General features: G+C 68.5%; 20 protein-coding genes. 8 read left to right on the top strand and 12 right to left on the bottom strand.

The features are described from left to right. Window positions 1-62: 62 nt before the first annotated feature. Both secG and tpiA read right to left on the bottom strand, forming a co-directional pair. Window positions 63-512: a preprotein translocase subunit SecG gene (gene secG / locus KY493_RS05500; protein WP_255568051.1), complete on the bottom strand. Its 450-nt coding sequence runs from the start codon at window positions 510-512 to the stop codon at window positions 63-65. 80 nt (window positions 513-592) lie between these two features. Continuing rightward, a complete protein-coding gene (gene tpiA / locus KY493_RS05495) occupies window positions 593-1,345 on the bottom strand; it encodes a triose-phosphate isomerase (RefSeq protein WP_219897963.1) in 753 nt (250 codons plus the stop codon). A gap of 151 nt (window positions 1,346-1,496) precedes the next feature. Here tpiA and KY493_RS05490 point away from each other — a divergent pair, with 151 nt between their 5' ends. Next, window positions 1,497-3,422 carry a peptidylprolyl isomerase gene (locus tag KY493_RS05490; protein WP_219897962.1) on the top strand — a complete coding sequence of 642 codons (1,926 nt, stop codon included), beginning with the start codon at window positions 1,497-1,499 and terminating at the stop codon, window positions 3,420-3,422. Beyond that, window positions 3,419-4,921, top strand: coding sequence for an anthranilate synthase component I (gene trpE / locus KY493_RS05485; protein ID WP_219897961.1), 1,503 nt, complete (start codon window positions 3,419-3,421; stop codon window positions 4,919-4,921). The genes KY493_RS05490 and trpE overlap by 4 nt, the downstream gene beginning before the upstream one ends. 4 nt (window positions 4,922-4,925) lie before the next feature. Here the strand turns inward: trpE and KY493_RS05480 are convergent, their stop codons facing one another. After that, window positions 4,926-5,105 (bottom strand): peptidoglycan-binding protein, encoded by a 180-nt coding sequence (locus KY493_RS05480; RefSeq protein WP_219897960.1) that lies wholly within the window; start codon window positions 5,103-5,105, stop codon window positions 4,926-4,928. Between the two features lie 105 nt (window positions 5,106-5,210). On the opposite strand from KY493_RS05480, the gene KY493_RS05475 reads away from it, so the two are divergent. The 4 genes from KY493_RS05475 to lexA all read left to right on the top strand — a co-directional run bounded on the left by KY493_RS05475 (window position 5,211) and on the right by lexA (window position 8,456). Beyond that, window positions 5,211-5,801, top strand: coding sequence for an aminodeoxychorismate/anthranilate synthase component II (locus tag KY493_RS05475; protein ID WP_219897959.1), 591 nt, complete (start codon window positions 5,211-5,213; stop codon window positions 5,799-5,801). A 16-nt stretch (window positions 5,802-5,817) separates the two neighbouring features. Continuing rightward, on the top strand, window positions 5,818-6,855 hold the full coding sequence (gene trpD / locus KY493_RS05470; protein ID WP_219897958.1) for an anthranilate phosphoribosyltransferase: 1,038 nt from the start codon (window positions 5,818-5,820) through the stop codon (window positions 6,853-6,855). Window positions 6,856-6,859: 4 nt separating this feature from the next. Then, window positions 6,860-7,651: an indole-3-glycerol phosphate synthase TrpC gene (gene trpC / locus KY493_RS05465; protein WP_219897957.1), complete on the top strand. Its 792-nt coding sequence runs from the start codon at window positions 6,860-6,862 to the stop codon at window positions 7,649-7,651. 109 nt (window positions 7,652-7,760) lie between these two features. Continuing rightward, window positions 7,761-8,456 (top strand): transcriptional repressor LexA, encoded by a 696-nt coding sequence (gene lexA, locus KY493_RS05460; RefSeq protein WP_219897956.1) that lies wholly within the window; start codon window positions 7,761-7,763, stop codon window positions 8,454-8,456. On the opposite strand, the gene KY493_RS05455 is transcribed toward lexA, so the two are convergent. Continuing rightward, complete coding sequence (locus tag KY493_RS05455; protein WP_255568049.1) at window positions 8,437-10,638, bottom strand: ComEC/Rec2 family competence protein; 2,202 nt, start codon at window positions 10,636-10,638, stop codon at window positions 8,437-8,439. The genes lexA and KY493_RS05455 overlap by 20 nt on opposite strands. Between KY493_RS05455 and gltX the strand changes: the two genes are divergently transcribed. Together gltX and gltA are read left to right on the top strand one after the other, a co-directional pair. Next, a complete protein-coding gene (gltX, locus tag KY493_RS05450) occupies window positions 10,610-12,025 on the top strand; it encodes a glutamate--tRNA ligase (protein ID WP_219897955.1) in 1,416 nt (471 codons plus the stop codon). The two genes, KY493_RS05455 and gltX, sit on opposite strands and share 29 nt — an antisense overlap. 64 nt (window positions 12,026-12,089) lie before the next feature. Next, window positions 12,090-13,391: a citrate synthase gene (gene gltA / locus KY493_RS05445; RefSeq protein WP_219897954.1), complete on the top strand. Its 1,302-nt coding sequence runs from the start codon at window positions 12,090-12,092 to the stop codon at window positions 13,389-13,391. Between the two features lie 57 nt (window positions 13,392-13,448). On the opposite strand, the gene lpxB is transcribed toward gltA, so the two are convergent. The 8 genes from lpxB to KY493_RS05405 are packed head-to-tail and all read right to left on the bottom strand — an operon-like array spanning window position 13,449 to window position 22,195. After that, window positions 13,449-14,591, bottom strand: coding sequence for a lipid-A-disaccharide synthase (gene lpxB, locus KY493_RS05440; RefSeq protein WP_219898356.1), 1,143 nt, complete (start codon window positions 14,589-14,591; stop codon window positions 13,449-13,451). A 5-nt stretch (window positions 14,592-14,596) separates the two neighbouring features. Beyond that, window positions 14,597-15,427 carry an LpxI family protein gene (locus KY493_RS05435; RefSeq protein ID WP_219897953.1) on the bottom strand — a complete coding sequence of 277 codons (831 nt, stop codon included), beginning with the start codon at window positions 15,425-15,427 and terminating at the stop codon, window positions 14,597-14,599. Beyond that, on the bottom strand, window positions 15,424-16,209 hold the full coding sequence (lpxA, locus tag KY493_RS05430) for an acyl-ACP--UDP-N-acetylglucosamine O-acyltransferase (RefSeq protein WP_219897952.1): 786 nt from the start codon (window positions 16,207-16,209) through the stop codon (window positions 15,424-15,426). The genes KY493_RS05435 and lpxA overlap by 4 nt, the downstream gene beginning before the upstream one ends. Beyond that, entirely contained in the window at window positions 16,206-16,676 is a 471-nt protein-coding gene (gene fabZ, locus KY493_RS05425; protein ID WP_219897951.1) for a 3-hydroxyacyl-ACP dehydratase FabZ, read from the bottom strand. Before fabZ ends, lpxA begins: the two co-directional genes overlap by 4 nt. After that, the gene (gene lpxD, locus KY493_RS05420) at window positions 16,673-17,686 is read right to left on the bottom strand and encodes a UDP-3-O-(3-hydroxymyristoyl)glucosamine N-acyltransferase (RefSeq protein ID WP_219897950.1); all 1,014 of its coding nucleotides are present in this window, start codon (window positions 17,684-17,686) and stop codon (window positions 16,673-16,675) included. Before lpxD ends, fabZ begins: the two co-directional genes overlap by 4 nt. A 6-nt stretch (window positions 17,687-17,692) precedes the next feature. Continuing rightward, a complete protein-coding gene (locus KY493_RS05415; protein ID WP_219897949.1) occupies window positions 17,693-18,307 on the bottom strand; it encodes an OmpH family outer membrane protein in 615 nt (204 codons plus the stop codon). A gap of 37 nt (window positions 18,308-18,344) precedes the next feature. Then, the gene (gene bamA, locus KY493_RS05410) at window positions 18,345-20,948 is read right to left on the bottom strand and encodes an outer membrane protein assembly factor BamA (protein ID WP_255568048.1); all 2,604 of its coding nucleotides are present in this window, start codon (window positions 20,946-20,948) and stop codon (window positions 18,345-18,347) included. Window positions 20,949-20,977: 29 nt separating this feature from the next. Beyond that, window positions 20,978-22,195, bottom strand: coding sequence for an RIP metalloprotease (locus KY493_RS05405; RefSeq protein WP_219897948.1), 1,218 nt, complete (start codon window positions 22,193-22,195; stop codon window positions 20,978-20,980). Between the last annotated feature and the right edge of the window lie 22 nt (window positions 22,196-22,217).

Genomic DNA, 22,217 nt, shown 5'->3' with positions numbered 1-22,217 from the left:
TGATCACAAGAAGAAAGCGCGCCGGGTGGCGCGCTTTCGGGTCGTCTGGTCTGCGTAAAGGCTTACGGCTGAGGCGCCGGGTTCGGGCGGCTGGCCTCGGTCGGCGTGCCGCCCTGCGACGGCGTGCTGGGCGAGGACGTCAGGCTGCTCTCCAGATCATCCAGAGAAGGCGCGGCCGGCTGAGCCGGCGCCTGGGCGGGCGCGGTCTGTGCAGGCGCCGACTGAGCCGGCTGGCTGTCCAGGGCGATGGAGCCCACGGCGTCGGCGTCGATGACCGAGTTGTCGCGCGCCATGTTGCTGACGATCGTCAGGATGATGGTCAGGGCGAACAGCACGCCCGCCAGCCACCAGGTGACGGTGGTCAGCAGGTTGCCGGCGCCGCGCGCCGTCATGAAGCCCGAAGGTCCGCCGCCCATGCCGAGCGCGCCGCCTTCCGACCGCTGCAGCAGCACGACGGCCGTCAGCGAAATGGCGACCAGGATGATGGCGACGAGCAGAATGGTCTGAAGCATGGCGTCAATCATGTGGGCGCGGAGCTGCGCCGATCAAGCGGCGGCCTCTATCACCGAAGGTCCCGGCGGGCAAATCGGCGTCAGTGCGCCGCGCGAATGATGGCCAGGAAGTCATGCGCCTTCAGCGAGGCGCCGCCGACTAAGGCCCCGCCGACGTCCGGCGTCCGCAGAATGGCCGCGGCGTTGCCCGGATTTACCGAGCCGCCGTAAAGGATCGGAGCGGCGCGCCCGCCTTCCCCAAAGCGATCGACCAGCGCCTGACGAATCGCCGCATGCACCTCGGCGATCTCCCCTGTCGTCGGCGTCCGCCCCGTGCCGATCGCCCAGATCGGCTCATAGGCCACGGCGAACGCCTTGCCTTCCAGGCTGGCCGGGAGCGACCCGGCGACCTGCGCCGTCACCACCTCCACCGCCCGGCCGGTGTCCCGGTCAGCCGACCGCTCGCCCACGCAGATGATCGGCTCCAGCCCGTACGCCAGCGCCGACTCGACCTTGGCGGAGACGTCAGCATCGCTTTCGCGAAAGGCGTCCCGACGTTCGGAGTGGCCCAGGATCACCAGCGTCGCACCGGCGTCGGCCAGCATCTCGGCCGAGGCCGAGCCGGTGAAGGCGCCGCAGCTCTCGGCGTGGCAATCCTGCCCGCCGACTTCTACACGCCCGCCCTCCAGCGCCATCTTGACCCGGTGAATCAAAGTCGCGGGCGGGCAGATGACCACACGGCTCTCTGCCTGTTCGCTCCGCAGAACGGCATCGACCTCGCGCGCCTCGTCGATTTGCGCTGCCAGACCGTTCATCTTCCAGTTGCCGACGATCATCTTCACGGATTGTTTCATAGAAGCCTGTCTAGGGACGGTGAACCGGCAAGCCAAGACCCTCCGCCGCAATCCGGCCCCGAAGCCGTCCTTGCGGCGACGGGGTCGCCCCGCCTATACGCCGTTGCTATCGCCCTGTGACGCTCGCGTCCTCCACCGCCCGGTTTCCTTGATGATCTCCAGCTTCCGCGAATTCTCCCGGTCCAAGTGGGCCGTCGCCTTGTTCGTGCTGATCATGATCAGTTTCGTGATCGTCGGCGCGCGCATGGACGTGTTCTCGAATCTTGGGCCGAAGCACGTCATCGATGCCGGCGAGCGCACCATGGACGAGGCGACCTTCCGCTCCTCGATGGATCGGGTGCGCGCCAACTTGCAGGAACAGGCCGGCCGTCCCGTGACCATCGAGGACATGGTCGCCGAGAACATCCACACCCGCTTTCTGGAAAGCCAGACCCAGCAGCTGGGCTTTCTGAACTGGGCCTGGAAGGCGGGCGTCCGTCCTGGACAGGCGCTGATCATTAAGCAGATCCGTCAGATCCCGGCCTTCTTCAACTCGGTCACCGGCCAGTTCGACCAGGAGCAGTACCAGCAGGCGCTGGCTCAGCAGAACGTCACGGCCGCCCAGCTGGAGCAGGACCTGCGTGACCAGTACGTCATCGAGCACTTCGGCGCCGCCGTGTTCGCCGGTGCGCGCGTGCCCCGCGTCTACGGCGCGCTGCTCGCCGGTCAGGCCTTCGAGAGCCGCGACGGCCGCTGGTTCGAGGTCACCCAGGCGATGGCGGGCACGGCGCCGCAGCCGACCGATGCGCAACTGACCGCCTTTATCAACGAAAACGCCGCGCGCCTGCGCAGCCCCGAACTGCGGATCGCCTCGGTCGTGTTGTTCACGCCGGACGAGGCGGCGCGCACCGCGCCCATCTCCGAACAGCGCATCCAGGAACGGTTCGAGTTCAAGAAGGCGACGCTGGGCCAGCCCGAGCGCCGGACCTTTGTCACCCTGACCGCCCCCAACCGCGAGATCGCGGCCCGTATCGCGGCGGCCCTGCGCGCCGGTCAGACGCCCGAGAACGTCGGCCGCGCCAACAGCCTGCAGCCCGCGACCTTCACCGACCAGCCGCGCAGCGCGGTCGGCGACCAGGCCGTGGCCGCCGCCGTCTTCGGCCTGCAGAACAACCAGGTGTCGGACCCCATTCAGGCTGGCGTGGGCTTTGCCGTCGCTAAGGTCACCGGCATCCAGCCTGGCCAGGAGGCGACGCTGGACAACGCCCGCCAAGGCCTGATCCAGGAACTGCGCGAGGAAGACGCCAAGGGCGCGACGTACGGCAAGGTTGAAGCCTACGAGAAGGCGCGCTCTGAGGGCCGCAATCTGGCCGACGCCGCACGTCAGGTCGGCGCCCGCATCGTTCAGCTGCCGCCCTTCACCCAGGATGGAAAGCTGCCGAACGGCCAGGCGTTGAACGCGCCGCCGCAGATCTTCGAGACGGCCTGGGGCCTGAGCAAGGGCGGCGAAAGCGACGTGGTCGATGCCGGCCAGGGTCAATATTTCGCCGTGCGCGTCGATGACGTGCGCCCGGCCGCTCTGCCGACTTTGAACGAGGTCCGCGCGCCCCTGACCACGGAGTGGCTGCGTCGCGAGAACCTGAAGCGCATCACCGCCAGGGCCAATGAACTGGCCGGTCGTGTCCGCGCCGGTGAAGACATCGCCGCGGTCGCGCGCTCGGCCAATGCGACACTGACGGTCCGGACTGGCGTGGTGCGCAATCCCGAGACCACCCAGGCGCTGGGCCAAGGCCTGATCCAGGGCCTGTTCGGTCAGGGCAAGGGCCAAGTGTTCGTGCAGCCCGCCTCGGAAACGGCCGTCGCGGTCGGCCGGGTGGACGAGGTGCGCGCCGCCTCGCCGGCCATCGCCGGACCTCTGGCCGAGCAGGTGCGCCCGCGCATCACCTCCGAACTGGTCCAGGCTATGGTCGAAGGCTCGCTGACCGCCGGCGCGGCGAGCTCCAAGGCCAAGAACGACCCCGCAGCGGCTCGTCGCGCGCTGGGCCTGTCCGATCAGGCGACGCCCACCTCGCCCGCGACCACGCCCGCCGCCAAATGAGCGAGGCCGAGGACGCAGGCCGCGTCCGCTTCATCGAGGGTCTGACGAAGGGGCAGCCGCAGGTCGTCGTCCGCCGGCTGATCGACGACCTCGAAACGCCCGTGTCGGCGTTCCTGAAGCTCGGGCGGAATCGACCCTACGCCTGCCTGCTGGAGTCGGTCGAAGGCGGCGCCGTCAAGGGACGCTACTCGATCCTGACGCTGGATCCGGATGTGGTCTGGCGGTGTCGCGGCGGGCAGGCTGAACTGGCGCGCGGCGCGAGCGTGGTCTCCGGACCGTTCACGCCAGAGGCCCTGCCGACGCTTCAGTCGCTTCGCGCGCTGATCGCCGCTTCTCGCTTTGATCTGCCCGACGGTCTGCCGCCGATGGCCGCCGGCCTGTTTGGCGTCTTCGGTTACGACATGGTGCGGCTACTGGAGCCGTTGGGCGCGGCCAATCCCGATCCGCTCGACCTGGCGGACGCCGTGCTGACGCGCCCCTCGCTGGTGGCCATCTTCGATTCGGTCCGCCACGAGATCGTGCTGGTGTCCGCCGCCTATGGCGACAGCGGCATCGCGCCGGATGTCGCCTGGACCCAGGCGAACGAACGACTGGACGCGTTCGAGACAGCCCTGCGTCAGCCCCTGCCTGCACGCGGATCGCCGCAGGCAGCGCCGGCTCCGGCCTTCCAATCGCCCATCGACGGGGCCGCCTTCACCGGCATGGTCGCCGCCGCCAAGGACTACATCGCCGCCGGGGACATCTTCCAGGTGGTGCTGAGCCACCGTTTCTCGGCCGACTGGTCCGGTGACCCGTTCGCCTTCTACCGGTCGCTGCGTCGCCAGAACCCCTCGCCCTACCTGTTCTACCTGAACTTCGAAGGATTCCAGCTGGCCGGCTCGAGCCCGGAAATCCTGGTGCGGCTGAAGGACGGCGAGGTCACCATCCGGCCTCTCGCCGGCACCCGCGCGCGCGGCGCGACGCCCGAGGCCGATCGCGCGCTCGAGGCCGAACTGCTGGCTGACCCCAAGGAGCGCGCGGAACACCTGATGCTGCTCGACCTCGGCCGCAACGATGTCGGCCGCGTCGCCGCGCCCGGCACGGTGGAGGTGACCGAGAGCTTCGTGGTCGAACGCTACAGCCAGGTGATGCACATCGTCTCCAATGTGCGCGGCAAGGCCGATCCCAGGCTGGACGCCGTTGACACCCTGCTGGCCGCCCTTCCCGCCGGCACCCTGTCCGGCGCGCCGAAGGTCAGGGCCATGGAGATCATCGACGAACTGGAAGGCGAAAAGCGCGGCGTGGGCTACGGCGGCGGCGTCGGCTACATTTCCGCAGGCGGCGAGGCGGACATCTGCATCACCCTTCGCACGGCCCTGTTCGCCGACGGCCGCATCTTTGTCCAGGCGGGCGCGGGGGTCGTGGCGGACAGCGACCCGGCGGCGGAGTACGCAGAGACCCAGCACAAGGCGCGCGCCCCGATGAAGGCGGCCGAGGACGCCTGGCGCTTCGAAAGCTGACCGATCAGTCCAGTTGGACGGTTTCGTCGATCTGCACGCCCGGCCCCAGCACCACCACGCCGGCCATCAGCACAGCGGCGACCGCGGCGAGGCTCGCGGCGCCAAGCGCAGCCAATCCGCTGGCCGGACGCGCGGCTTCGGTCAGCATCGTCTTGGCGCTGGCGATCTTCGCGGCGGCGGTCATGGGCGATCCTCGTTCAACGAGGCGTTTGTTCCGCAATACGGTTAAGACCGCCTTTACCGACGCGGCGGCTTGGCGGATCGCCGACGGCGGCCTAGAAGCCGTGCCATGATCCTGGTCGTCGATAACTACGACAGCTTTACCTACAACCTCGTCCACTATCTCGCGGAGCTGGGCGCGCCGACGCGTGTGGTGCGCAACGACGACCTGACGCCGGACGAAGCCTGGGCGCTGAAACCGGACGCGGTGTTGCTGTCACCCGGTCCATGCGCGCCGGACCAGGCGGGCATCTGCCTGCCGCTGATCGAGACGGCGCCCGCCGACATGCCGATCCTGGGCGTCTGCCTCGGACACCAGGCCATCGGTCAGGCCTTCGGCGGTGAGGTCGTGCGCGCCAAGACCCTGATGCACGGCAAGACGTCGCCGATCGAACATGGCGGCGACAGCGTCTTCGCCGGCCTGCCCGCGCCGTTCACGGCGACGCGTTATCATTCGCTGGCCGTGCGCCGCGACACTCTGCCGGATGCGCTCAGCGTCACCGCCTGGACGGCGGACGGCGAGATCATGGGCCTGCGTCACCGCACGCGCCCGATCCACGGCGTCCAGTTCCATCCGGAGTCGATCGCGACCGAGCATGGTCACGACATGCTGGCGAACTTCCTGACCCTGGCGGGCGTCAAGCGCCTCGCGGCCGCCTGAGCCGGCGACGCTCGCCGTGACCGATGGGTTCAAGCCGATCCTCGCGCGCCTGGTCGATGGCCAGACGCTGACGCCTGAACAGGCGCACGACTTCTTCGCCGCCTGCCTGCGCGGCGAGCCGACCCCGTCCCAGGTCGCCGCCGCCGTCACCGCCCTGCGGATGCGCGGCGAAACGGTGGAGGAGATCACCGCCTTCGCCCAGGCGATGCGCGAGGCCGCCCTGACGCTGGATCATCCCCATGAGGTGATCGATACCTGCGGCACGGGCGGGGACGGCCAGCACACCTACAATATCTCGACCGCGGCAGCGCTGGTCCTGGCCGGCGCCGGCTTGAAGGTGGCCAAACACGGCAACCGCGCCATGTCGTCCAAGTCCGGCTCTTCCGACGTGCTGTCGATGCTGGGCGTCAACCTGATGGCCGGGCCGGAACAGCAGCGCCGCGCACTGGACGAGGCCGGCATCTGCTTTCTGTTCGCCCCCGCCTATCACGGCGCCATGCGCCATGTCGGACCGGTGAGAGCCGAAGTCGGCTTTCGCACCGTGTTCAACCTTCTCGGGCCGCTGTCGAACCCGGCCGGCGCCAGGCGTCAGGTCATGGGGGTCTATGATCCGCGCCTGCTTGAGCCTCTGGTCGAGGCGCTGGGCCGCTTGGGGGCTACGCGAGCCTGGACTGTGCATGGCCAGGGTCTCGACGAACTGACCACCACGGGCGTGTCGGAAGTGGCGGAATGGAAGGACGGTCGGGTACGGCGCTTCCAGGTCTCGCCGGAAGACGCGGGCCTGGCGCGTGCGTCGCTGGACGACATCCGGGGCGGCGACGCCGGGCAGAACGCGGCTGCGCTGCGGGCGCTGCTCGACGGCCGGCGGGGCGCTTATCGCGACATCGTGCTCCTGAACGCCGCCGCCGCCCTTGTCGTATCCGATCGCGCCGAGACCTTGGCGGCGGGCGCCTTGCTGGCCGCCGCCTCCATCGACGATGGTCGCGCGGCGGCGGCGCTGGAGGCGCTCGCCCGCATCACCTCCACGCCGCCTGAAGCCCCGCCGGAGGCCTGACGTCATGACCGATATCCTCGACCGGATCGCCGCCTACAAGCGCGAGGAGGTTCAGGCGCGCAAGGCTGCGCGCTCGCAGGACGAGATGGATCGTCTGGCGTCCGGCGCCTCCGCGCCTCGCGGGTTCCGGTCCGCGCTGGAGGCCGCGCACGAGCGCACCGGCCGCCCGGCCCTGATCGCCGAGATCAAGAAGGCCAGCCCGTCAAAGGGCTTGATTCGCGAGGACTTCGAGCCGGCCTCCTTGGCGCGGGCCTATGAGGCGGGCGGCGCGGCCTGTCTGTCGGTCCTGACCGACGACCCCAGCTTTCAGGGCGACGACGCCTATCTGGCGCAGGCGCGGAACGCCACGGCCCTGCCCTGCCTGCGCAAGGACTTCCTGGTCGATCCCTGGCAGGTCGCGGAAAGCCGCGCGCTCGGCGCCGACTGCATCCTGATCATCCTGGCCATGATCGACGATGGACTGGCCGCCGAACTGCTGGCCGAAGCCGAGCGGTTCGGCATGGACGCCCTGATCGAAACGCACGACGAGGCGGAAATGGCGCGCGCCTGCGAGCTCGGCGGCGACCTGGTGGGCGTCAACAATCGCTCTCTCCGCACCTTCGAGGTCGATCTCGAGACCACGGCTTTGCTGTCGATCCTCAGTCCCGTTCGGGCCCTGCTGGTGTCGGAAAGCGGCGTCTTCACCCCGGACGACGTATCCCGCGTCCATGACGCGCACGCCCAGGCCATCCTGGTCGGCGAAAGCCTGATGCGGCAGGCGGATGTCGAGGCCGCCACCCGAGCCCTCCTCGCCTGATCTCCCGTTGTTCCGCTTAGGTTGACATTAACCGGGAACACTTACAGAACATCGTCAATGTTCACGGCCCGTTCCGATTCCCATCAAACGGCCAGTCGAGGATCCGGCGATGCTCACGCGCAAGCAGCATGAACTGCTGATGTTCATCCACGAGCGGATCAAGGAGACGGGCGTCTCCCCGTCGTTCGACGAGATGAAGGAAGCGCTGGACCTGGCCTCCAAGTCCGGCATCCACCGACTGATCACCGCCCTGGAAGAGCGCGGCTTCATCCGCCGGCTGGCGCACCGGGCGCGTGCGCTGGAGGTCACCAAGCTGCCGGAGCAGGCCAGCGCCGCCTCAGGCCGTGCGCGCCAGCCTTTCCGCCCGGACGTCATCGATGGCGGCGGTGTTCGCAGCCCGGCGCCCCAGGCCGCCAACGACACGCGCGAGCTGCCGCTGCTGGGCAAGATCGCCGCCGGCACGCCGATCGCCGCCATCCAGCACGAACGCGAACGCATGCCTGTGCCCGAGTCGATGCTGGGGTCGGGAGACCACTACGTTCTCGAGATCGAAGGGGATTCGATGATCGAGGCCGGCATCCTCGACGGCGACTTGGTGGTGATCCGGCGCGGCGACACCGCCAATAGTGGCGAGATCGTAGTGGCGCTGGTCGAAGGCGAAGAAGCGACGCTGAAGCGCCTCCGTCGTCGCGGCGGCTCCGTGGCGCTTGAGCCCGCAAACCGCAACTACGAGACCCGCATCTTCGGCCCGGATCAGGTGGCGGTTCAGGGCAAGCTGGTCGGCCTCATGCGCCGCTATCACTGAAATCGGGATCGGGGCGGCGGCTCCAGGGCCGGTCGCCTCGAACGTCGCCGCTCCAACGGGCTTTCCAGGCGCCACCGTGGCTGCGCCAGAGCTCCACGGCGCCCCGCTCGAAATCCACGGCGTCCAGCAGCAGCCGATTCTCGCAGGTTCTCGGCAAGGATGTGACGGCAGCGCGCACGCTGACGACCGGAGCCGCCTGACACAGGGCCTCCAGCGCCGCCACATCCGGGGCCTTGCGGCCCCACCATAGGGCGACTGGGGCCTCCGTCGCTGCCTCTGGCCGGCAGGAAAAGCGGGTGCAGACCCATCCCTCCGCCGGCCTGTCGGCAAGAGCCAAGCCGCGTCGTCTGGACCACAGCTCGCTGGCGAAGGCGCCGACGCCCGGACGCAGCGCGACCGCTTCGTCACCCTGGCTGAAGGCCGCGACCGCGCCTCCATCCGCAATCCACAGGTCGGGTGCAGGCGGACGGGGCCAGAGCAGGACGGCGGCGGCGAACGGCAGGCCGATCCAGCGCCACCGTCCTCGCCAAAGGCACAGAAACAGCACCCCGAGGAAGGAGATCGCCAGCACCGCGTCCGGTGCGCTGGCGATGGTTCGCACCGCCCCCGGCAGGCTCGCGGTCCAGGCGCCGATCGCCAGCATGGCGTCCACGCCCCAGCCGGTCACCACAAGGAAGGGCGCGCCCAGACCTACGGGCTCCAGCAGCGCGCCCAACGCCAGAAACGGCATCATCACGAAGTCGGAGATCGGCGCGGTGACCAGATTGGCGAGTAGGCCATAGGTCGCTGTTCGATTGAAGTGCTGGATCGCAAATGGTGCGGTGGCGAGACCCGCGACCAGGCTGGCGGCGACGGCGGCGGTCAGCCAGCCGCCCGCGCGCTGCACGGCCAGGATCGACCAGGGCGCGGAAATCTCCCGCAATCGTCTGGGCCACGCCTCGACCAGAGCGACCAGGGCGGCCGTCGCGGCGAACGACATCTGAAAGCCGGGCGTGACGATCGCCTGCGGGTGCAGCAGCAGGACGATCATGGCCGCGACCGCGAGCGCATGCATGGTGATCGCCTGTCGATCCAGCAGAATGGCGACAAAGGCGATGGAGGCGGTGATCGCCGCCCGCTCTGCCGGAGGCGGCGCGCCCGACACGACCAGATAGGCCGAGACCGCCATCAGGCTCGCCACCGCCGCGACCTTCTTGCCCGAAACCCGCAGCGCCAGCCACGGCCAGGCCGCGACCAGCAGGCGTACGGCGAAAAAGGCGAATCCGCCGACCACGGCCATGTGCAAGCCGGAGATCGACAGGATGTGCGCCAGGCCTGAGGCCCGCATCATCTCCTGGTCCTCGCGCACGATCCACGTCTCGTGCCCCGTGGTCATGGCGGCGGCGACGCCTCCCGTGCGCTCGCCCAGCCGCGCGACGATGCGCTGCGCCAGATCAAAGCGCGCCGCATTGATCGCCATCTCCAGCCGCAGCCGCCATCCGGGCGGCGCCAGTTCGGCCCGACGCGTCTCACCCAGCGCAAACGCCACGCCGCCCAGCCCCTCGAAGAAGGCGTTGCGGCCGAAGTCATAGGCGCCCGGGGCGGCCGGCGCCGGCGGCGGGTTCAGAATGGCGAACAGCCGCACCGCTTCGCCCGGCTCCGGCGGCGAGCCCCGCACCGTTGCGCGAAGCCGAACCGGCGTCTGCTCCGACGCGAGCCCGCGAACGCGCACGGGCGCCACGATCACGCGATGGCCGCGTTCGCCGGGCGTATCGACGTCCACGACCCAGCCCTCGACCACCGTGGCCTCCGACATGGCCGGCGCGATCGGCGCCTCGATGGTCATCGTCTTCAGTCGCGCATTGGCCATGCCCGCGGCCATCACCGCCAGCATCAGCAGGGGCCAGGTCCAGGCGCGGCTTCGCCCCGCTCGTTTCACGATCCCCCAGGCTGCAAACAGCACGGCCGCCGCGATCGCCAGCGGCCACAACGGCGGCTCGAACCTGAGCGCGAAATAGAGGCCGCATCCGCCGCCGAACGCCACCGGCGTCCACATCGCCCATCGACTCTCCTGAGAGGCGACCGCCTGGGCCAGGCTGATCCATAGCCGCGTCCAGGGGCTGGGCTTTGGCGAGGCGGGGCGTATAAGGGCCTCGCTTACGGACCCTCCCCCCATGATCGCCTCTTCCTCGACCGTCGTCACCCGCTTTGCCCCCTCGCCCACCGGCTACCTTCACATTGGAGGGGCGCGGACGGCGCTTTTCAACTGGCTTTACGCCAAGGGCCGCGGCGGCCGCTTCCTGATTCGCATCGAGGATACCGACCGCGAACGCTCTACCGAGGACGCCGTGCAGGCCATCTTCGACGGCCTCAGCTGGCTGGAGCTGTTCGCCGACGAAGAGCCGGTGTTCCAGTTCAGCCGCGCCGACCGCCACCGCGAGGTAGTGGATCAGCTGCTGGAGAAAGGTCACGCCTACCGCGACTTCACCTCTCCACAGGAGACGACGCGGCTGCGCGACGAGGCCAAGGCCGAGAAGCGCACGTTCGAATCGCCCTGGCGCGACCGCGAGCCGACCGTCGATGATCTGGCGCTGGCGCACGTGGTGCGATTCCGCCGCCCGCAGGGCGCGACCGTCACCGTCGATGACGAGGTGCAGGGCGCCGTCAGCTGGTCGACGGCGGATCTCGACGACCTGGTGCTGCTGCGTTCGGACGGCGCCCCGACCTACAATCTGGCCGTGGTGGTGGACGATCACGACATGGGCGTGACCCATGTCATCCGCGGCGACGACCACCTGAACAACGCCGCGCGCCAGAGCCTGATCTATGACGCGCTGGACTGGCTGCGCCCGACATTCGCCCACATCCCGCTGATCCACGGTCCGGACGGGGCCAAGCTGTCCAAGCGCCACGGGGCCCAGGCGGTTCACGAATACGCCGAGATGGGCTATCTGCCCGAGGCGATGCGAAACTATCTCGCCCGCCTCGGCTGGGCGCATGGCGACAACGAGCTGTTCTCCGACGCGCAGGCGCTGGAGTGGTTCGACCTGGGGGGCGTCGGCAAGGCGCCGGCGCGGCTGGATTTCGACAAGCTGGCGCACGTCAACGGCCACTGGCTGCGGCTTGGCGACGACGAGCGTCTTGCCAAGCTGGCGCTCGACGTGCATCTGGCGCGTGGCCGCAGCCTGGCCGAAGACGACGAGGCGCGGCTGCAAAGGGCTATGCCTTTCGTCAAGGATCGCGCCAAGACGGTGCTGGAGCTGGCGGACCAGACCACATTCGTACTGGTGGCCCGCCCGCTGTCGCTGGACGAAAAGGCCAGGAAACCCCTGACCGAAGAGGCCCTGGAGCGGCTCCGACGCCTGCGCGCCCGCCTTGATCTGTTCCAATCCTGGGACGTGTTCGCGCTCGAGGCCGATCTGAAGGCCTTTGCCGAGGAAGAGGGCGTGGGCTTCGGCAAGATCGGCCCCGCTCTGCGGGCGGTCCTGACCGCCGGCCATCCTTCGCCCGACATCGCCCGCATCCTGTCGGCGCTCGGACGCGACGAAAGTCTGGGGCGCTTGGATGATGCGCTGCAAGGGCTTAAGTGATCACCCATAACCACAAGGCGACCGGCGCTCCCCCGCGACCGGCCGTAGATGCAAAGGGGCATTCATGACTGATCAAGGCAAACCCGCCGGCTCGGCGACCTTCACGCTTGGCGAAACCTCCGTCGAGCTTCCGGTCCTCGCCGGTTCGACGGGTCCGGACGTCGTCGACATCCGCAAGCTCTACGGCGCGACTGGCGCCTTCACCTTTGATCCGGGCTTCACCTCGACCGCGTCGTGCGAATCGGGCCTGACCTACATCGACGGCGACGCGGGCGTGCTGCTGCACCGCGGCTATCCGATCGACCAGCTGGCGTCGCAGTCGAACTTCCTGGAAGTCTGCCATCTGCTGCTGCACGGCGAACTGCCCACGGCGGCCGAATACGAGACCTTCGAGCAGAACGTGACGCGGCACACCATGCTGCACGCCCAGTTCGACCGCTTCTTCGAAGGCTTCCGCCGCGACGCCCACCCGATGGCGATCATGGTCGGCACCGTCGGCGCCCTGTCGGCCTTCTACCACGACAGCCTGGACATTCACGATCCGGTGCAGCGCGACATCTCGGCCATCCGCCTGATCGCCAAGATGCCGACCATCGCCGCACGCGCCTATAAGTACCACGTCGGCCAACCGTTCGTGTCGCCGCGCAACGACCTGAGCTACGCCGAGAACTTCCTGCGCATGTGCTTCGCCGTGCCGGCCGAGGACTACCAGGTCGATCCGGCGCTGGTGCGCGCCATGGATCGCATCTTCATCCTGCACGCCGACCACGAGCAGAACGCCTCGACCTCGACCGTCCGCCTGGCCGGTTCGTCGGGCGCCAATCCGTTCGCCTGCATCGCGGCCGGCATCGCCTGCCTGTGGGGCCCGTCGCACGGCGGCGCCAACGAAGAAGCGCTGAACATGCTGCGCGAGATCGGCACGCCCGACCGCATCCCCGAGTTCATCGAGGGCGTGAAGGCCCGCAAGTACAAGCTGATGGGCTTTGGCCATCGCGTGTACAAGAACTACGATCCACGCGCCAAGGTGATGCAGCAGTCGGCCTATGAGGTGCTGGCCGCGACGGGCCGCGAGAACGATCCGCTGTTCCAGGTCGCCAAGGAGCTGGAGGCCGTCGCCCTGAACGACGAGTTCTTCACCTCGCGCAAGCTGTTCCCGAACGTCGACTTCTATTCGGGCATCACCCTGTCGGCGATGGGCTTCCCCACCACCATGTTCACCGTGCTGTTCGCCCTGGCCCGCACCGTCGGCTGGATCGCGCAGTGGCAGGAAATGATGGCCGATCCGTCACAAAAGATCGGCCGCCCGCGCCAGCTGTACACCGGCCCGACCGAGCGCGACTACGTTTCGATCGATCAGCGCGGCTGAGGATAAGGCGCCGTATCGGACCCAGAGCGATGCGGCGCCGTCTTTCTTGCACGACGCTTAGCGCCCTTCAGCGATCACCTTCAGCACCGCGTTCGCCGCGAGTTCCGACGGGTCGTGCGTTCCGCGTCCCATCTTCTCCAGCGCCGCCGTCTGCGCCTCGGCCTGCGACTTCGCCGCCCCTGGATCGGTGAGGAGTCGATGCAGCGCCCGCGCCAGGCGTTCCGGCGTCGCGGCGTCCTGGATGAATTCGGGCGCGATCTCGCGGCCTGCGGCGATGTTGAACAGGGTTATGAAGGGCGCAGTGACGATCCGCCGGGCGATGGCGTAGCTGATCGCGCCGATGCGGTAGGCGATCACCATGGGCGTTTGAGCCAGCGCGACCTCGAGTGTGACCGTGCCGCTGGTCGCCAGTGCCGCTGTGCTCGCCTTCATGGCGTCGTACTTCTCGGCCTCATCGACGAGGTGGACACGGAACGGCCAGGCGGCGACGCGGCTTGCTACGTCCACCGCGACCATGGCGGAGGCTACGACGGCGATCTGGAGATCGGGCATGTCCGCCTTCAGCCGCACCGCCGTCTGCTCGTAGACGGGCGTCATCCGTGCGATCTCGCCCGGCCGGCTTCCCGGCAGGATCAGAAGCAGGGGCGCCGCAGCGCCGATCCCGTAACGCATGCGAAAACCGGCGCCGTCCGCCGCATCCAGATTCAGGTTCAGCGCCTGTGATCCCACGACCGTCGTCGGCAAGCCCTCGTGCTCGAACCAGGGCGCGTCGAAGCTGTAGAGCGCCAGAAGGTGATCGACCGTCCGAGCCAACGTCGCGGCTCGCTTCGGGCGAGACGCCCACACCTGCGGCCCGACGTATTTGATCAGGGGCGTCCTCGGCGACGCCTGCCGGATCGCGCGCGCCACACGGAAGGTGAAGCCCCAGCTGTCGATCAGCACCACGGCGTCGGGTCGCTCCTGCGCCGCCAGATCCGCCGCTTCCCTTACGCGCCGGCGTACCCGGCCATAGGCCGCCAAGGCCTCGGTCACGCCCACGATGGCCAGCTCGGAGATGTCGAAGGGGCTGTTCACCCCTTCCGCCGCCATCTGCGGTCCGCCGACGCCGACAAGGATCAGTTGGTCACCCAGCTTCGCCTTCAGCGCCCGCGCCAGTCCCGCGCCCAAGGCGTCGCCCGACGCCTCGGCCGCGACCAGCATGATCTTCACCGCGCCTGTCCCCAGACAAACAGGCCCAGGCGGTCGGCGGCGGCGATGATGGCCTGCCGGTCGATCAGGATCAGCCGACCTTCGATCCCCGCGACGCCCGCCAGACCGGCCTCGGCCGCGAGTTCGATCGTGCGCGCACCGATCACCGGCATGTCCACGCGCAGGTCCTGGATCGGCTTGGGCGCCTTGGCCAAGACGCCCTTGCGATCGGAATGCGAGCCGCGAAGGTCCGCCGGAAGGCTGGCGACGCGGTGCAACATGGCGTCGGTGCCCTCCTGCGCCTCCACCGCCAGCACAAGACCCTCGCAGACGACGGCCCCCTGCCCGATGTCGAGCTCGCCCGATCGCTCCGCGACATGCAGCCCCTTGATCAGATCCGCGGTCTGCTCCGACGTGGGCTGGACCCGTCCGAGCGCCCCGGCCGACAGCGTCTCGCCGCCGAGGATGTCGTCGGCGCCTTCCACGGCGAATCCTTCGGCCTCGAACACCGACAGGATCTTGCGCAGCAAGGCGTCGTCGCCCTGGCTGGCCGCCTTGATGATGGCCGGCAACAGAGTCGCGCCTTTAAAGTCGGGCTTCAGCGTCTTGAAGTCGGGGCGACTGACGTTGCCGGCGAGGCAGACCGCCGTGCAGCCCTCCCGCTTCATCGCCTTCAGTATGCCGCCGATCTCGGCCATGCCGAAGTCCGCGCCGGGCCAGCGCGCCAGCGCGTGATCGGCGAAGCCCGCCAGCCGGATCACGAACAGTTTGCGCCCCTCGGCCTCGCACCGGTGCGCCACCGCCAGCGGCAGGTCGCCGCCCCCTGCGATCAGGCCCAGCCGGCTCATTCGCCCGGCAGGCACAGCGGCCGCTTGCCGCCCTCGCGGATGAAGGCGACGATCTCCATGATCTCCGGCAGGTCAGCGTAGGCCTCAGCCACGCGGCCGATCCGGCCGGCGAACTCGCCCGCGCCCTCGAACAGGTCGCGATAGGCCGCCAGCAGCCGCCGCAACTGGTCCTTGCCGTAGCCTTTGCGCTTCAGCCCGATCAGGTTGAGCCCATGCAGACGGGCGTGGTTGCCCCAGGCCGAGCCATAGGGGATCACGTCCCGCGTCACCGCCGCCAGCCCGCCGACGATGGCGCCCTGCCCGACCCGGCCGTTCTGGTGCACGGCGCACAGCCCGCCCAGAAAGACGCGGTCGCCGACATGAGCATGCCCGCCCAGAGTGGCGTTGTTGGCCATCACGACATTGTCGCCCACCACGCAGTCATGGCCGACATGCGCGCCCGTCATGAACAGGTTGTTGGAGCCGACGACCGTCACGCCCGTCCCCTGCGGCGTTCCTCGGTTAAAGGTGCAGTGCTCGCGGATCAGATTGTTGATCCCGATCTCCAGCCGCACCGACTCGCCCTTGTAGCCGTTGTGCTGCGGGTCCCCGCCGATCACGGCGAAGGGGTGGATGATCGTGCCCGCGCCGACGTCCGTGTCCTGCTGCACCACCACATGGCTGATCAGCCGCACGCCTGCGGCCAGCACGACGTTCGGACCGACCGTGCACCACGGCCCGATCTCCACGTCCTGAGCGATCCGGGCCGAAGCGTCGAGAATGGCGGTGGGATGGATGGTCATGCGGCGGCCGGCTGATCGACCTCGACCACCATGGCCATGAACTCGGCCTCGGCCGCCAGCTTGCCGTCGATGAAGGTCTCGCCGCGGAACTTGTAGGCGTCGCCGCGCGCCCTGATAACCTTGACCTCCATCCGCAGCTGGTCGCCCGGCCGCGCGGGCTTGCGGAAGCGCACACCGTCGATGGACATGAACATGATGACCTTGTCGGCCACCGCGACGTCCAGGGTCTTCGACATCAGAAGCGCGCCCGTCTGCGCCATTGCCTCCACGATCAGCACGCCGGGCATTACGGGATCGATGGGGAAGTGCCCGGGGAAGAAGGGCTCGTTGTGGGAAACGTTCTTGACGCCGGTGATCGAGGTGGCGGGGACGAAGTCCTCGGCCTTGTCCACCAGGAGGAAGGGATAGCGGTGCGGCAGCCGCCGCATCACTTCGGCGTAATCGATCTTGCCGTCCGCTTCGCTCATGATTCCCTGGGTCCCTTGCGTGAAGAGACCTGTTTGGCGAGCCAGACCGCCTCGCGCAAGGACTGGCGGATCGGCTTGGCGGGATAGCCGGACCAGGTCTCGCCCGGCGGGATATCGGCCAACACGCCGCCGCCGGCCGCCACGCGCGCGCCCTCGCCGATGGTGATGTGATCGCCCACGCCCGCACGGCCGCCGAACATGACGTTGTCACCCGTGGTGACGGAGCCCGCGACGCCCGTATGCGCCGCCATCAGGTTGTTGCGGCCGATGACGCAGTTGTGGGCGATCATCACCAGATTATCGATCTTGGTGTTTTCGCCCACGACAGTGTCGTCAAAGGCGCCGCGATCGATGCAGCTGTTGGCGCCGACCGTCACCCCATCCTGAAGGATGACCCGACCCAGCTGCGGGACGTCCACTGGACCGTTGCGCGAACCTGCCGCGCCGAAGCCCGCTTCGCCAACTCGCGCCCCCGACAGTATCTTCACGCGGTCCCCGATCAGCGCGAAACCGATGGAGACGTTGGAGCCGATCAGGCCATCGCGCCCGATCTGCACGCCGGTCCCGATCACGGTGTTGGCGCCGATCCGCGTGCCGCGCCCGATGCGAACGCCGTGACCCAGGACCACGCCGGGGCCGATCCGGACGCTGTCGTCCTCGGCCGCTTCCTCCGGTGTAATCGCGGCGTCCAGCAGCAGGGGCTGGTGCAGCAGGGCCGAAGCGCGAGCCCAGCTGGCCTGCGGTTCGGCCGAAACGATCACCGCCGCACCGGCAGGCGCCGCATCCGCCGCCGCCGGATGAACGATCACGCAGCCGGCCCGCGTTTCGGCCAACTGCGCGGCGAACTTGCGGTCCGCCAGAAACGCGATCGCGCCCTCGTCCGCCGAGGACAGGGGCGCGACCGATCGGATGATCCGCTCCCCGCCCCTTCCGACCTCGGCCCCGATCCGCGACGCGATGTCCGCGACGGAAAGGGGCTCCAGCGCCTGGAAGAAGCGGGGATCGGGCATGGGCGCTTAGTTGGCGGCGGCCGGAGCGGCCGACTGCTGCGCCGGAACCTGCAGGCGGTTGAAGCTCAGCGTCGGCAGGGCGGTGTTCAGGCGCTGGATGGCCAGGTCGGTGATGTCGTGCGCCGGGTTCATGATGAAGACGCTTTCACGGTCGATCAGCATGCCGCAGCCGCGCTCCTGATAGGCGGCGACCAGGATGGGCGACAGCGCCTGGGTGATGGCCTGGCGCTGGGTGGCCAGGGTGTAGCGCAGTTCGTTCTCGCGGGTGGCTTCCAGCTGCTGGGCTTCCTGAGCGCGCTGTTGCAGCGCCTGGCGACGCTCTTGCAACTGATCGGCCGGCAGGCTGGCGCCCGACGATTGCAGCGACTGCGCCTCGGTCTGGAGTTGCTGGGCGTAGGGCGCGAGCTCGCCCTGAACTTCCTGCGCCAGCTGCTGCATGCGCGTATCGACCGCCTGGCCGACGCTGGACTGTGCCAGCAGGCGGGCGTTGTGGAAGACGCACAGGCCGGGGATCTGCGGACCCGGGTTCTGCGGCTGGGCCGGGGCGGCGGCCTGCTGGGCCGTGGCGGCGGAGGCGAGAAGCGAGGCTGCGGCCGTCGCGGAGATGATCAGAGACTTCATGACGTTTCCTTGGGTGCGAGCCGTTCTGGCCTGCGGTTTAGAACTGGGTGGAGGTCGAGAAGCGGAAGCTCTCGGTCTTGTCGTAGTCTTCCTTGGCGAGAACCTTGGCCAGGTCGAACCTGATCGGACCCATCGGCGAACGCCAGTGGATGCTGATGCCGGCCGAGGCGCGCAGCGAGGCCTCGTCGGCGATGGTGGTGTCGCGCAGGCCCTGATCCGTCAGCTTGTAGCGGTCGTCGAGACCACTCAGCGTGCCGACGTCGGAGAACAGCGAGGTGCGGATGCCATACTGCTCGGGCAGGAAGTTCGGCAGCGTCAGCTCCACCGTGCCGATGGCGTAGAAGTTGCCGCCCAGCGCGTCGGTCGTGGTCAGGTCTCGCGGCCCCATGCCGGCGGTCTCGAAGCCGCGGAAGGTGTTGCCGCCCTTGAAGAAGCGGTCGCTGATCCGGATCGCATCGCCATTCCAGCCCGAGATGTAGCCGGCCTGGCCGCGGACGCTGACCACCCACGATGGCGTGATGCCGTAGTACCAGGTCGCGTCGCCTTCGGTCTTCAGATAGTTCACGTCGCCGCCGAGGCCCGCCAAGTCCTGAACCAGCGTGCCGGACCAGCCGCGCGTCGGCCGGATCGGATCGTTCAGGTAGCTGAGCTGCAGCGTGTAGCCCACCGACGAGTTCAGGAAGGAGCCGATCTGGTCGCACAACGCGGACGAACCAAGGCTGCCCGTGCTCGAACAGAAGTTGTTCGGCACGATGATCTCGTCGTCCTTCAGGAAGTAGCGCGCACTGAACAGGGCGTTCTGGTTCAGCGGATAAGACAGCCGCAGGCCAGCTCCTGTCGAGCGGTAGTCGTATGATGAATATTCGCTGAGATCGTAGCGCGAGTGGAACAGGTCAAAGCCCGCGCGCAGATCGCGGCCCAGGAACTTGGGCTCGGTGAAGCGGAAGTCCACCTGCTGGCGCAGCGAGCCCCACTCCAGGCGCGCCACCACGTTCTGGCCGCGACCGCGGAAGTTGCGCTCGCTGATCCCCAGGTTGACCGTGAAGGAGTCGACCGAGCTGAAGCCCGCGCCGACCGACAGCTCGCCCGTGGGCTGCTCTTCGACGGTGACGTTGACGACCGAGCGGTCCGGCGCCGAGCCTTGCGTCTCCGCGACCGTGACGTCCTTGAAGAAGCCCAGCGCCCGCAGGTTGTTGCGCGACCGCTCCAGCAGGGCGCGGTTGAAGGCGTCGCCTTCCGTCAGCACGATCTCGCGACGGATGACCGGGTCGATGGTGCGCGTGTTTCCGACGACGTTGATCCGCTCGATATAGACGCGCTGGCCTTCGGAGACGTTGAAGGTCACATCGACCGTGTCGGTGTCCGGGTTGGCGCGGTAGGTCGGATTGATGTCGACAAAGGCGTAGCCGGCCGAGCCGGCCGCAAAGGTCAGGGCGTCGACCGCCTGCTCGATCTTGTCGCTCTGATACAGGTCGCCGCTGCGGATCGGCACCAGCGCCTTCAGGAAATCGGCGTTCAGCCGCTCGTTCTCGGTGACGACCTCCACCTCGCCGAAGTTGTAGCGGTCGCCTTCATCCAGCGTCAGCGTCAGCGCGAAGGCCTTGTCGTCCGGCTGCAGCTCGGCCACCGACGAGATGATGCGGAAGTCGTAGAAGCCGCGATTGGTGTAGAATTTGCGCAGCTGCTCCTGGTCGTACTCGAGGCGGTTGGGGTCGTAGTTGTCGTTGTTGGAGAAGAACTTCCACCAGCGCGACCGCTCGGTCACCATCACGTCGCGCACGTCATTGTCCGAAAAGGCGCGGTTGCCCAGGACGTTCACGGCGCTGATACCGGTCTGCGGTCCCTCGTCGATCTCGAAGATCACATCGACGCGGTTCTGCTCCAGTTGCACCAGCTTGGGCGTCACGGTCGCGGAGATGCGGCCTTGCAGGCGATACAGCTCGACGATGGAGCCCACGTCTTCCTGCACCTTGGCGCGGGTGTAGATGCCGCGCGGCTTGAGCGTGACCTCTTCGTTCAGCTTGTCCTCGCGGACCGCGCTGTTCCCCTCGAACACCACCTGGTTGATGATCGGGTTCTCCACGATCTGGACGATCAGGTCGCCGTTCTGCACGCCCAGCTGAACGTCGGCGAACAGGCCGGTGCGGTTCAGGGTGCGCACCGCCACGTCCAGGACGGTGGCGTCGACCGTGTCGCCCGGCTGGATCGGCAGGTAGGACAGGACCGTGGTCTGGTCGATACGCTCGGCGCCGCGCACCAGGATGCGGTTGACCCGCACCTGCTCGACCGCCGCCGTCGCCACGCCCTGGGTCGCGCCCTGCGCGGCTGCCCCCTGTGCTGCAGGCGCTTGCGGCGCAGGCTGGCCCGTCGCCGGAGCGCCCTGTGGCGGCGGAGCGTCTTGCGACGCCGGGACCGAGGGCTGAGGCGCGGCCGTTTGCGCCGTCGTGCCGGAGGAAGGCGTGGGCGCGGGCGGTCCCGGGTTGACGACGGGCGCCGGTGCGGCTGATCCAGCGTTCGAGGGTATGGCGACCGGCGCGGTCTGGGCCAGCGCGGGCGTCGCCAGTCCGGCGGCGATCACAAGCGCGACCATGCTGGAACGAGCGCCGAGGCGGGCGGAGGCGCTGGGGATCATCTGGGTCATTCGGGAAACCATCGGGGGCTGGCGTCGGCTCAACTGACGAGCCCGCCGAGGAATTTGAACAGGTTGAGCTTCTGCAGGTCGTTCCAAGTCGCGAACAACATCAATCCCGCCAGCAACGCAAGACCGACCCGGTAGCCCGCCTCCTGATACCGCGCGGCGACCGGCTGTCGCGCCACGGCTTCGTAGCCGTAGAACAACAGGTGGCCGCCATCCAGGATCGGGATGGGCAGGAGGTTTAGAAAGCCGATTCCGATCGAAAGTATGGCGGCGAAGCTTGTCAGCGTCAGCAGCAGATTGGCCGCGATCGCCCACGGATCGGGATTGGCGTCCACGGCGGCGTTGGTCAGGGCGCCCGACGCCTTGGCGATGCCGAGCGGCCCGCTGAGCTGGTCGCCGGACTCCCGCCCCGTGACGATGCGACCGAGGTAGGTCAGGGTCGTGCCCAGCACCGCGCCCGTCTCCCGGACACCCCTGCCCGCCGCTTCGATTGGATTGTAGCGGACGTGGCGCACATCGCCGCGCGAGGCGCCGAGGCCCAGGCCGATACGGCCGATGCTGACCCGGCCGGCGATGGGGTCCTGCTCCACCCGCCGCTCGGGCGTGGCGACCAGCTGCACCACGGCGCCGCCCCGTTCCACGGTAAAGCGAACCGGATCGCCGCTGGACAGAGAGACGACCCGCGTGACCTCCGAGCCGTCCTCAATGGCGCGACCGTTGACGCCGGTGATCAGGTCGCCGTTGCGGAAACCGGCGGCGGCGGCCGGCGAGTTCGGCTGCACCTGGATCACGCGCGCGGGGGTCATGCTGACGCCCACCACGCTGAACAGCACGGTGAAGATGGCGATAGCCAGAACGAAGTTGGCGGCCGGTCCCGCCGCGACCACCAGCGCGCGCTGCCACACCGGCTTGAAATGGAAATAGTCGCGCTCGGCGCCCGCGCCCTCGCGGGCGATGATGTCGGCCTTCAAGGCGTCCAGCCCGCGCCGATCAGGCACGCTGGAAGCGTCGAGGTCGCCGGAGAATTTGACGTAGCCGCCCAGCGGCAGCCAGCCGACCCGCCATTCGACGCCGTTGCGGTCGGTGCGGCGAAAGACAGCGCGGCCGAACCCGATCGCGAACCGATCGATCTTCACGCTAAAGGCGCGCGCGACCGAGAAGTGGCCCAGCTCGTGGATGGTGACGATGGCCGTCAGCACCAGCAGGAATGGCACGACATAGGTGATGACCTGCGTCAGGGCGCCCAACATGCTCTTGTACGTCTCCCCTGTG

Source organism: Brevundimonas sp. PAMC22021, from assembly GCF_019443405.1.
Classification (GTDB): domain Bacteria; phylum Pseudomonadota; class Alphaproteobacteria; order Caulobacterales; family Caulobacteraceae; genus Brevundimonas.
The sequence above is the reverse complement of the archived record's forward strand: the minus strand, read 5'-3'. Positions and strand labels throughout refer to the sequence as shown.